Source organism: Streptomyces sp. sk2.1, assembly GCF_008120935.1.
Taxonomy (GTDB): Bacteria; Actinomycetota; Actinomycetes; order Streptomycetales; family Streptomycetaceae; genus Streptomyces.
The window spans coordinates 506434-516958 of record NZ_RDBO01000077.1 but is presented as its reverse complement, the minus strand read 5'-3'; the positions used below and the strand labels follow the sequence as shown (position 1 = coordinate 516958).

Annotated in this window: 11 protein-coding genes; 6 read left to right on the top strand and 5 right to left on the bottom strand. The window is 72.0% G+C overall.

Features of this window, described 5'->3' with window-relative positions; all coding sequences use genetic code 11:
• The first annotated feature begins 227 nt into the window (after positions 1-227).
• Positions 228-788 (top strand): DUF6542 domain-containing protein, encoded by a 561-nt coding sequence (locus EAO76_RS29725; RefSeq protein WP_148840379.1) that lies wholly within the window; start codon positions 228-230, stop codon positions 786-788.
• Between the two features lie 166 nt (positions 789-954).
• Here the strand turns inward: EAO76_RS29725 and ppgK are convergent, their stop codons facing one another.
• Both ppgK and EAO76_RS29715 read right to left on the bottom strand, forming a co-directional pair.
• Positions 955-1692, bottom strand: coding sequence for a polyphosphate--glucose phosphotransferase (gene ppgK, locus EAO76_RS29720; RefSeq protein WP_148838983.1), 738 nt, complete (start codon positions 1690-1692; stop codon positions 955-957).
• Between the two features lie 85 nt (positions 1693-1777).
• Positions 1778-2785 (bottom strand): 4-hydroxy-3-methylbut-2-enyl diphosphate reductase, encoded by a 1008-nt coding sequence (locus tag EAO76_RS29715; protein ID WP_187438833.1) that lies wholly within the window; start codon positions 2783-2785, stop codon positions 1778-1780.
• Positions 2786-2921: 136 nt separating this feature from the next.
• On the opposite strand from EAO76_RS29715, the gene EAO76_RS29710 reads away from it, so the two are divergent.
• The 4 genes from EAO76_RS29710 (at position 2922) to EAO76_RS29695 (ending at position 6947) form a co-directional block, all read left to right on the top strand.
• Positions 2922-4286 (top strand): APC family permease, encoded by a 1365-nt coding sequence (locus tag EAO76_RS29710; RefSeq protein WP_148840378.1) that lies wholly within the window; start codon positions 2922-2924, stop codon positions 4284-4286.
• Between the two features lie 266 nt (positions 4287-4552).
• Positions 4553-5764 (top strand): exodeoxyribonuclease VII large subunit, encoded by a 1212-nt coding sequence (gene xseA / locus EAO76_RS29705; protein WP_148838981.1) that lies wholly within the window; start codon positions 4553-4555, stop codon positions 5762-5764.
• Positions 5765-5876: 112 nt separating this feature from the next.
• The gene (locus EAO76_RS29700) at positions 5877-6137 is read left to right on the top strand and encodes an exodeoxyribonuclease VII small subunit (protein WP_148838980.1); all 261 of its coding nucleotides are present in this window, start codon (positions 5877-5879) and stop codon (positions 6135-6137) included.
• A 219-nt stretch (positions 6138-6356) separates the two neighbouring features.
• Positions 6357-6947 (top strand): malonic semialdehyde reductase, encoded by a 591-nt coding sequence (locus tag EAO76_RS29695; RefSeq protein ID WP_148838979.1) that lies wholly within the window; start codon positions 6357-6359, stop codon positions 6945-6947.
• A 108-nt stretch (positions 6948-7055) separates the two neighbouring features.
• Here the strand turns inward: EAO76_RS29695 and EAO76_RS29690 are convergent, their stop codons facing one another.
• Positions 7056-7574, bottom strand: a complete 519-nt coding sequence (locus tag EAO76_RS29690) for a DUF4245 domain-containing protein (protein WP_148838978.1) — start codon at positions 7572-7574, stop codon at positions 7056-7058.
• Between the two features lie 143 nt (positions 7575-7717).
• Between EAO76_RS29690 and glpX the strand changes: the two genes are divergently transcribed.
• Positions 7718-8749 (top strand): class II fructose-bisphosphatase, encoded by a 1032-nt coding sequence (glpX, locus tag EAO76_RS29685; RefSeq protein ID WP_148838977.1) that lies wholly within the window; start codon positions 7718-7720, stop codon positions 8747-8749.
• A gap of 217 nt (positions 8750-8966) precedes the next feature.
• Here the strand turns inward: glpX and EAO76_RS29680 are convergent, their stop codons facing one another.
• Together EAO76_RS29680 and EAO76_RS29675 are read right to left on the bottom strand one after the other, a co-directional pair.
• Positions 8967-9350: a WhiB family transcriptional regulator gene (locus tag EAO76_RS29680; RefSeq protein WP_148838976.1), complete on the bottom strand. Its 384-nt coding sequence runs from the start codon at positions 9348-9350 to the stop codon at positions 8967-8969.
• Between the two features lie 369 nt (positions 9351-9719).
• Positions 9720-10379, bottom strand: coding sequence for a DUF1707 domain-containing protein (locus tag EAO76_RS29675; protein WP_148838975.1), 660 nt, complete (start codon positions 10377-10379; stop codon positions 9720-9722).
• Positions 10380-10525: the final 146 nt, after the last annotated feature.

Genomic DNA, 10525 nt, shown 5'->3' with positions numbered 1-10525 from the left:
GGGCGGTGCGGATGCGGGGGCGATCGGTTCCCGTTCGGCCGTGTGGCATCGAACTCATCGCCTAGGTCGCCCAAAGCGCGTGTCCCGCACCCGCTTCCTCCCGCCCGGCGACCTACGTTGTCCCGGTGGAGCAGCACAGGACACGTCCCCCGCAGCGCAGGCAGGCCCAGCAGGCCCCGCTGTCCCCGCAGGGCACCATCGAGGAAACCGCGACCGTCTACCGGGTGATCAGGGCGCCCGAGGGGCGGTCCCGGCCGGTGCCGCCCGTCGTGCTCGCGCTGCGCAGGCTGCCCAACCCGCGGCTGACCGGCATCGGCGCGGGGCTCTTCGCCGCCGCGTCCATGCTCGTGCTGGGCTGTCTCGACCTGCTGCTCCTCGACGGTTCGTCGGTCGTGTTCGGGGCGCTGTTCCTGCCGGTCAGCGCGCTGACGGCGCTGTGGGTGCGGCCCGCCGACCTGGTGACCGCGCCGATCATCGTGCCGATCGCGTTCACCGTCGGCGTCGTCCCGATCGCCGGTGGCACGGGCGGTTTCGGCGGCCGGACCATGGCGGTCGTCACGGCGCTCGCCGTGCACGCCGGGTGGCTGTACGGCGGAACGCTCGTCGCCGGTGTCATCGCGACCGTACGGAAAGTACGGCTGATGCGGCAGCGGCAGCGCCGTCTGCTGCTCGCCGCCCAGACCGCGCGGCCGGCCCGGACCGCGCGCCCCGGCCAGGAGGCGGCGCGGACCGCACAGCCCCCGGCCCGGCCCCGGCCCACGCAGCCGCCGCGCCGCCCCCAGCGGTGACCGGCCCGCGCACCCGCTCGTCGTGCGACCGGCCCAGACCCTCTCGAAGGGCCGGGGCCGATCGTCGCACGACGGGGTGACGCGTACGGCTCCTCGCCGGGGCCGTACGGCGGCGCGACGACGGCGGCGGCCCCTCTTCCCCGGGGTCGCCGCCGTCGTCGCGCCGTCAGTGGCCGCCGGCCGCCATCGCCGCGCCCACGATGCCCGCGTTGTTCTGCAACTGCGCCGGCACCAGCTCGGCCCGTACGTTCTCGATCAGCGGCAGGAACTTGTCGGCCTTGCGGCTGACCCCGCCGCCGATGATGAAGAGCTCGGGCGAGAACAGCATCTCCACATGGGCCAGGTACTTCTGCAGCCTGCGCGCCCAGTGGTGCCAGCTCAGGTCCTCGTCCTCGCGCGCCTTGGTGGAGGCGTGCTTCTCCGCGTCGCGGCCGTTCAGCTCCAGGTGGCCCAGCTCGGTGTTGGGCACGAGCCGGCCGTCGGTGAACAGGGCGCTGCCGATTCCCGTACCGAGCGTCAGCACGATCACCGTCCCCTTGCGGTCGCGGCCCGCACCGAACGTCATCTCGGCGATGCCCGCCGCGTCGGCGTCGTTCAGGATCGTGACGGGCTGTCCCAGCCGGTCGCCGAGCAGTCCGCGGGCGTCCAGGTCGATCCAGCCCTTGTCGACATTGGCCGCGGTACGGGTGTGCCCCCCGGTGACGACGCCGGGGAAGGTGATGCCGATCGGCCCCGACCAGTCGAAGTGGCCGACCACCTCGGCCACGCACCCCGCCACGTCCTCGGGCGTCGCCGGATGCGGCGTCAGTACTTTGTGGCGCTCCTGCGCCAGGTCCCCGCGGTCCAGGTCCACGGGAGCGCCCTTGATCCCGGATCCGCCGATGTCCACGCCGAAGATCTGCATGCGGTCCACGGTACGGGCAGCCGACCCGGCGCACTCCCCGGAACGCGAGGACGCGTCCGCCGAAGGAGGGGTGCGCCGGGGCTCCTCACTTCTCGGAGGGGACGGCCTTCCCGGAGAGCGCGGCGGCCTCGGCGCGCAGGTCGCGGCGGAGCTCCTTGGGCAGCGAGAACGTGATCGACTCCTCGGCCGCCTTCACGATCTCCACGTCCTCGAAGCCGCGCGCGGACAGCCACTCCAGGACCCCGTCGACCAGTACCTCGGGCACGGACGCGCCGGACGTGACGCCGACCGTGGAGACGCCCTCCAGCCATGCCTCGTCGATCTCCTCGGCGAAGTCGACCAGGTGGGCGTCGTCGGCCCCGGCGCCGAGGGCGACCTCGACCAGGCGGACCGAGTTGGAGGAGTTCTTGGAGCCGACGACGATCACGAGGTCGGCGTCCGTGCCCATCTGCTTCACGGCGATCTGGCGGTTCTGCGTGGCGTAGCAGATGTCGTCGCTGGGCGGCGAGATCAGGAGCGGGAACTTCTCCTTGAGCGCGCCGACCGTCTCCATCGTCTCGTCGACGGAGAGCGTCGTCTGGGAGAGCCAGACGACCTTCGACGGGTCGCGGACCTCGACACCGGCGACGTCCTCGGGGCCGTCGACCAGCGTGATGTGGTCGGGGGCCTCGCCGGAGGTGCCGATGACCTCCTCGTGGCCCTCGTGGCCGATGAGGAGGATGTCGAAGTCCTCCTGCGCGAAGCGGACCGCTTCCTTGTGGACCTTGGTGACCAGGGGGCAGGTCGCGTCGATCGTGGCGAGCTTCCGCTCGGCCGCCTCCTGGTGCACGGTCGGCGCGACGCCGTGCGCGGAGAACATCACGATGGAGCCCTCGGGGACCTCCGCCGTCTCCTCGACGAAGATCGCGCCCTTCTTCTCCAGGGTCTGCACGACGTACTTGTTGTGGACGATCTCGTGGCGCACGTACACCGGGGAGCCGTACTGCTCCAGGGCTTTCTCCACGGCGATCACGGCACGGTCCACGCCCGCGCAGTAGCCACGGGGAGCGGCGAGCAGGACGCGGCGAGGTGTCGTAGCAGTCATGCGTCCCATCGTAAGGCCGAGCAGGACGCGCGAAAGATCGGCACTGTCGCAAAACTGATGCGTACGCGGACAACGGAGGGCTCATGTCGGAGACCGGCGGCATCAGCGACAGCGGCAACGGTGACGGCGGCGGGGGCCCATCGTGATGTTCTCCGCGCACGGCGTCGCGCCGACCGTGCACCAGGAGAGCGGCAGGCTGCGGCGGACGCTCGGCTTCCGGGACCTGGTGGTCTACGGGCTCCTCTTCATCGCGCCGATGGCGCCCGTCGGGGTGTTCGGCACGCTCGACGCGAAGTCGGACGGCGCGGTCGCGCTGGTCTACGTCGCGGCGACCGCGGTGATGGCGTTCACGGCGTTCAGCTACGCCCAGATGGTGCGGGTCGCGCCGCTGGCGGGTTCGGTCTTCGCGTACGCGCGCAAGGCGCTCGGGGAGGGGCCGGGGTTCATCGCCGGGTGGATGGCGATGCTCGACTACCTGCTGATCCCCGCGGTCGCCTACCTCTTCTCCGGGATCGCGCTGAACTCGCTCGTCCCGTCGGTCTCGCGGTGGGTGTGGACGGCGCTCGCGGTCGTCGTCACCACGCTGCTCAACCTCCGGGGCGTACGGGCCGCCGCCCGGGTGGGCTTCGCGGTGCTGGCGATGGAGATCGTGGTGCTGCTGGTGTTCCTGGTGTCGGCGGTGGTGGTCCTCGTGCGGGACGGGGCGCAGCGCGGCTGGCTGACCCCGCTCACCGGGGATTCCGCCTTCTCCGTGTCGGCGGTGGTGGGGGCGGTCTCGGTGGCCGTGCTGTCCTATCTCGGCTTCGACGCGATCGCCTCGTTCGCGGAGGAGGTGACGGGGGGTTCGGAGAAGGTGGCGCGGGCGGTGCTCTTCTGCCTGGTGCTCGCGGGCACGCTGTTCGTGGCGCAGGCGTATCTGGCGGCGCTGCTGGAGCCGATGACGTCGGCGGAGCTGGCCGCCGATCCGGCCGCGCAGGGGTCGGCGTTCTACGACACGGTGGACGCGGCGGTCGGGAGCTGGCTGCACGATCTGGTGGCGGTCAGCAAGGCGATCGGCGCGGCCTTCGCGGCGCTGGCCGGGCAGGCGGCCGCGGGGCGGCTGCTCTTCGCGATGGCCAGGGAACGGCGGCTGCCCCGGGTGCTCGCCAAGGTCGACCCGGCGTCGGGGGTGCCGCGGTCGGCGATTCTGCTGGCGGCGACGGTGACACTGGTCGCCGCGGTGTGGGCGGCCCGGCGGGACGACGGTCTCGATCATCTGGTGTCGGTCGTCGACATCGGCGCCCTGACGGCGTTCGTGCTGCTGCACGCGTCGGTGGTCGGCTGGTTCGCCGTGCGCCGGATGGAGGGACCGCCGAGCTGGTGGCGGCACGTGCTGGTGCCGGTGGTGGGCGCGGGGGCGCTGATCGCGGTCATCGTGGAGGCGACGGCGAGCGCGCAGGTGGTGGGGGTGTGCTGGTTCGGGGTGGGGCTGGTGGTGCTGGCGGCGCAGTGGGGACGCCGCACGGCCTGAGGACCCGGCACGCGCGACCGCCCCCGGCCGGAGGCCCCGAGCCGGTCCGGGAACGGGGCCGCGGGCCGATCCGCGAGCGGGGGCGCCGAGCCGGTACGGGAACGGGAGACCCCGAGCCGGTCCAGGAACGAGGGCCCCCGGCCGGTACGGGAACGGGGGCGCCGAGCCGGTACGGGAACGAGAGGCCCCGAGCCGGTCCGGAAGCGTGCCACGGCGGCCGTCGTCGTAGCCGCCCGATTGTCGGTGGGGGCGGATACGCTCGCCGCATGGCTCTCCAAACGTCCGCGGAAACCCCGCTGCCCGTCGGTGAGGTGTCGCGGCTCATCGGCGGCTGGATCGACCGGCTCGGGGCGGTCTGGGTGGAGGGGCAGATCACCCAGCTGTCGCGCCGGCCGGGCGCCGGGGTGGTGTTCCTGACGCTGCGCGACCCGTCGCAGGACATCTCGGTGGGGGTGACGTGCTTCCGCCAGGTCTTCGACCGGATCGCCGACGTGGTGACGGAGGGCGCGCGGGTCGTCGTCCTCGCCAAGCCCGAGTGGTACGCGCCGCGCGGCCAGCTGTCCCTGCGGGCCACGGAGATCCGGCCGGTCGGCATCGGCGAGCTGCTGGTCCGGCTCGAACAGCTGAAGAAGTCGCTGGCCTCGGAGGGGCTCTTCGCGCCGGGCCGGAAGAAGCCGCTGCCGTTCCTGCCGCAGCTGATCGGCCTGGTCTGCGGGCGGGCGTCGGCCGCCGAGCGCGACGTCCTGGAGAACGCCCGGCGGCGGTGGCCCGCGGTCCGCTTCGAGGTGCGCAACACGGCGGTGCAGGGCGTCCACGCGGTGAACCAGGTGGTCCAGGCGGTGAAGGAGCTGGACGACCTCCCGGCCGTCGACGTGATCGTCGTGGCGCGGGGCGGCGGCAGCGTGGAGGACCTGCTGCCGTTCTCGGACGAGCAGCTGATCCGGACGGTCGCCGCGTGCCGTACGCCGGTGGTGTCGGCGATCGGCCACGAACCCGACTCCCCGCTGCTCGACCTGGTCGCGGACCTGCGCGCCTCCACCCCGACGGACGCGGCCAAGAAGATCGTGCCCGACGTGGGCGAGGAGCTGGACCGGGTGCGGCAGCTGCGCGACCGCGCGCTGCGGACGGTACGGGGGCTGCTGGACCGGGAGGAGCGCGGCCTGGCGCACGCCCTGGCCCGGCCGTCGATGGAGCGCCCCCACCGGATGGTGGACGAGCGCGCTGCGGAGATCGACGCGCTGACCGGCCGGAGCAGACGGGTGCTGGGGCATCTGCTGGACCGGGCGGACTCGGAGCTCGCGCACACCCGGGCGCGGGTCGTCGCGCTGTCGCCCGCGGCGACGCTGGAGCGCGGATACGCGGTGCTGCAACGGGCCGACGGCCAGGTCGTGCGCTCCCCCGAGGACGCGGGGGCGCCGGGCGACGTGCTGCGGGCCCGGGTGTCGGGGGGCGAGTTCGCCGTACGGGTGGACGAGTGAGCCGGCCCGGCGCCGGTGCGCACGGGTCGGGGGCCGCGCCCACGCGCGCGCCCGAAAGCAGGGACGTACGAGGTCACAGGCCCCTGACGGGCCGGAGAACAGGGTGGAACGCATGACGGACGAAGCGACCGCAACGGCCGATGCCGCGGACACGCTCGGCTACGAGCAGGCCCGCGACGAGCTGATCGAGGTGGTGCGCCGCCTGGAGGCGGGCGGTACGACGCTGGAGGAGTCCCTCGCGCTGTGGGAGCGGGGCGAGGAGCTGGCGAAGGTGTGCCGGCACTGGCTGGAGGGTGCGCGCGCCCGGCTGGACGAGGCGCTGGCGGGACCGGCCGCCCCCGAGGGCGACGGCACTGCGGCGGACGCCGGCTGAGGGGAGCAGACCCGGAAGGCGCGGAACCGGGAGGAACGGAAACGAGCAGGTCGGACGGTATGCGAGCGGGCCGGGAGCGAGGAGGGCGGGGACGGGCGGACCGACGCACGGGCTGTGCAACGGATCACTCCCCCTCGCTTTAGTTGAAAGTTAACCTACTTCTCCCGTACGGTGTTCCACGTCGCTCGATCCCAGCACGCCCGGAAGGTAATACGCACGATGTCCCTCGCCCTTGACCCCGCCGCCCAGGACCTCCTCTTCCGTGAGGCCCGCACCGCCAACACCTTCACCGACGAGCCGGTCAGTGATGAGCAGGTCCAGGCGATCTACGACCTGGTCAAGTACGGCCCCACCGCCTTCAACCAGTCGCCGCTGCGCGTCGTCCTGGTCCGCTCCGACGAGGCCCGCGCCCGCCTGGTGAAGCACATGGCCGAGGGCAACCAGCCGAAGACCTCGACCGCCCCGCTGGTCGCGATCCTGGCCACCGACAACGAGTTCCACGAGGAGCTCCCGGCGCTGCTGCCGCACTTCCCGCAGGCCAAGGACGCGTTCTTCTCCGAGCGCCCGGTCCGCGAGTCGGCCGCCACGCTGAACGGCGCGCTGCAGGCCGCGTACTTCATCATCGGCGTCCGCGCCGCCGGCCTGGCCGCGGGCCCGATGACCGGCTACGACGCCGCGGGCATCGAGAAGGAGTTCCTGGACGGCGACCACAACGTGCTGATGGTCGTCAACATCGGCAAGCCCGGCGAGGACGCCTGGTTCCCGCGCCTGCCGCGCCTCTCCTACGACGAGGTCGTCACGACCGTCTGACCGTCGCCGCGCACACGGGGAAGGCCCCGGAATCCGCCGAGGATTCCGGGGCCTTCCCTTATATGTCCATCCACGTCCGCGCGGAGGGCACCCCCGCGTCCGCCCGGGTCAGGATCCCTTGAGCGCCGCGGCCATCTCCGCCAACCGCTCCGTCGAGGCGGAGCCCGTGACGACCGTGGTCGAGCCCTTGTCGAGGCGCACGAGGGCGTCGTACTTGTCGCCCTTCCAGTGCTGCCAGTCCTCGCCCGCGACCTGTCGCGTGCGGCCGGTGTCCCGGGCGTCCTGGCTGACCTCGGTGACGTACTTCTTCGCCGGGGAGGTGGACTGCTCCACCGCGACGTACTTGCCGTCCGGGTCGAGGAAGCCGAGGTGCCAGCTGTTGCCCTGCGCGCGGCTGTAGCTGACCGAGGTGGGCTTCCAGTCCCCGACCAGTCCGTCCGGGGCCACCACGGGGTACGGCGCGGCACGGCGCGCCGTCAGAAGCTCCACCCGGTAGTCGATCGCCTTGACCGGGTTGGCGTTCTCGTCGTGCGGAATGAAGATGTAAGCACTCCCCGCGACGGCGGAGATGACCGCCATCGACAGGAACATGTCCCGCACCGTCTGCTTGCCTCGCTTGCTAGCCACGGACCCATGGTCGCATCAGGCCCGGCGGGCCCGACCCCGGGGGCGGCCCGCTCATAAGTGACCCGGTCTGCTCATTTTGTCGACCTGACGATAGAGTCACAGCACCCTCTTCCGGTCGTCGTCGTACAGAAAGGTGCGCTCCGATGTCCGAGCATCATCTGCCGTCCCAGCTGGAGGTCTCCCCGGAGGCCCCCGATCGCAACCTCGCCCTGGAGCTGGTCCGGGTCACCGAGGCCGCCGCCATGGCGGCCGGGCGCTGGGTGGGCCGCGGCGACAAGATCGGCGCCGACGGCGCCGCCGTGAAGGCCATGCGGACCCTCGTCTCCACCGTCTCGATGAACGGCGTCGTCGTCATCGGGGAGGGCGAGAAGGACGAGGCGCCCATGCTGTTCAACGGCGAGCGCGTCGGTGACGGCACCGGCCCCGAGGTCGACATCGCCGTGGACCCGATCGACGGCACGACCCTGAACGCCAAGGGCATGCCGAACGCCATCGCCGTACTGGCCGCCGCCGACCGCGGCGCCATGTTCGACCCGTCCGCCGTCTTCTACATGGACAAGTTGGTCACCGGCCCCGAGGCCGCCGACTTCGTCGACATCAACGCACCCGTCTCGGTGAACATCCGCCGTGTCGCGCGGGCGAAGAACTCCGCCCCCGAGGACGTCACCGTCGTCGTGCTCGACCGCCCCCGCCACGAGGGCATCGTCAAGGAGATCCGGGAGACCGGCGCCCGGATCAAGTTCATCTCCGACGGCGACGTCGCGGGTTCCATCATGGCCGCCCGCGAGGGAACCGGCGTCGACCTGCTGATGGGCATCGGCGGCACGCCCGAGGGCATCATCTCGGCCTGCGCCATAAAGTGCCTCGGCGGCGTCATCCAGGGCAAGCTCTGGCCCAAGGACGAGGCCGAGCGGCAGCGCGCCCTGGACGCCGGGCACGACCTGGACCGGGTGCTGTCCACCGACGACCTGGTCAGCGGAGACAACGTGTTCTTCGTCGCGACCGGCATCACGGACGGCGAACTGATGCGCGGCGTGCGGTACCGCGCGGAGACGGCGACCACCGAGTCGATCGTCATGCGGTCCAAGTCCGGCACCATCCGGAAGATCGACTCCACGCACCGGCTGTCGAAGCTGCGCGCCTACAGCGCGATCGACTTCGACCGCGCGAAGTAGCCACCACCGCGCCGAGGCCGGCCCGGGACCACGGGACCGCGAGACCCTCGGGAGCCGCAGGGCCACGGCGGAAGAAACGCGAAGAGGCGCCCCCCTGTGCGGTGGGGGCGCCTCTTCGCGTTGTCCGGCCCGCGTTGTCCGGCCCGCGTCGTCCGGCCCGCGTCGTCCGGCCCGCTTCGTCCGGCCCGCGTCGCTCGGTCCGAGCCGTCCGGCCCGGTCAGCCCGCCGCGGCGATGCGGTCCGCCGCGGCGGAGGACGCGGACGATGCCTTGAGCTCCATCTCACGCCGTCTGCGGCGGGCGAGCACCACCCGGCGCTCGGCGGCGGTGAGCCCGCCCCACACCCCGTACGGCTCCGGCTGTATGAGCGCGTGCTCCTGGCACTCGATCATCACGGGGCAGCGCGCGCAGAGGCGCTTCGCCGACTCCTCTCGCGCGAGTCTGGCAGCAGTCGGCTCCTTCGACGGGGCGAAGAACAGCCCGGCCTCGTCCCGGCGGCACACCGCCTCCGAATGCCAGGGGCCGGCCTGGTCCTCCCGCGCGGGGGTGCGCTGGGGAGGGACGGCAGCGACCTGCAGGGGCTGATGCGGCAGTTGCAGCACGGTCTACTCCTGACGACTTCGCAAGCGGGAGGCGATGCAACTTCCCCTACCCGCTGTGCGCGCGCCTATGCACTGAGTGGCTCTTCGTTCGGGTCCGCCAAATCATGTCCGAGCGACAATTTGGCTTGTTCTCGAAGGGGTTCGAAGCAGTTCGAATGCGTTCCGGGAAATCCGGGGGCCCGGGAGCGAATCGGAAATGCCCGGAGCGTTTCGGAGGAGTCCGGAACAGTCCGGAGGGCTTTGGATGACTTCGGAGCACTCGGGAGAAGTGCGACAAGAGCCGAAAGGTTCGGCGCGGGCGGGTTCGCCGGAATCCGGGCACGGCGAACCCCGCCGCCACCGGGGACGTATCGCCTGGCGGGCCGCCCGTCAGCCGAAGTGCTTGCGGAGCCGGTCGTGAAGGTCCGCGATGAACTTTCCGCGCCTGGGCCTCGCCTCGACGCTGCCGAACACCGAATAGCCGTTGACGACGACCACCGGCGCTTCCGGATCCGCGGATTCCAGTGTGGTGACTTCGAAATTGCCGAAGACACCCGTGCCGCTGCCGCGCAGCGAGATGTTCTCGGGAACCCTGATATCGACGCTTCCGAAGATGGAAGTGGCGTTGATGACGGTGAGTCTCTGGCCGAAAAGAGCCTCGGTCAGATCGATCTCCACACTGCCGAAGAGCGCGAAGGCGTTCGTGCGGCTGCCGACCCGCCAACGGCCCTTGCGGGTGGACCCGCTGAAGATCGCCACCATGTTGTCGGCCGGGCCCGCGGGGCTGTCGTGGGCGGGCACCCCGGCGGCGGCCGGGCGGGCGGCGGTCGAGGCGGCGGGCAGGTCCCGTACCAGTGGTTCGAGCTCGCCGACGGTCTTGGCGCGGTAGACCGCGTCGACCCGCTCGGCATGTTCCTCGGCGGTGAGCCGGCCCTCGGCCATGGCTTCCCGCAGGATGTCCGCGATCCGGTCCCGGTCCGCGTCGGAGGCGCGGATACCGGCCGGCTCCGCGGGGGCTACGGGCTGCTGGGGGTGCTTTTCGAGGTCCACCGACCCAGCGTACCGAAACGCGATAGATCGCGACTACCCCCGTGGACCCTGTCGTGTCGCCCCGCGCACCCGCGACACCCTCCGCATGCCCCGGCCGGACCCCGACCCCGCACCCGGTCACCTCCCCGCCGCCCCGCCGTAGCACG

Coding starts and splice junctions, on each gene's coding strand:
- glpX (WP_148838977.1), top strand. CDS start 7,718: ATGTCCGAGCATCATCTGCCGTCCCAGCTGGAGGTCTCCCCGGAGGCC.
- EAO76_RS29700 (WP_148838980.1), top strand. CDS start 5,877: ATGACGGACGAAGCGACCGCAACGGCCGATGCCGCGGACACGCTCGGC.
- EAO76_RS29695 (WP_148838979.1), top strand. CDS start 6,357: ATGTCCCTCGCCCTTGACCCCGCCGCCCAGGACCTCCTCTTCCGTGAG.
- EAO76_RS29710 (WP_148840378.1), top strand. CDS start 2,922: ATGTTCTCCGCGCACGGCGTCGCGCCGACCGTGCACCAGGAGAGCGGC.
- xseA (WP_148838981.1), top strand. CDS start 4,553: ATGGCTCTCCAAACGTCCGCGGAAACCCCGCTGCCCGTCGGTGAGGTG.
- ppgK (WP_148838983.1), bottom strand. CDS start 1,692: ATGCAGATCTTCGGCGTGGACATCGGCGGATCCGGGATCAAGGGCGCT.
- EAO76_RS29715 (WP_187438833.1), bottom strand. CDS start 2,785: ATGGGACGCATGACTGCTACGACACCTCGCCGCGTCCTGCTCGCCGCT.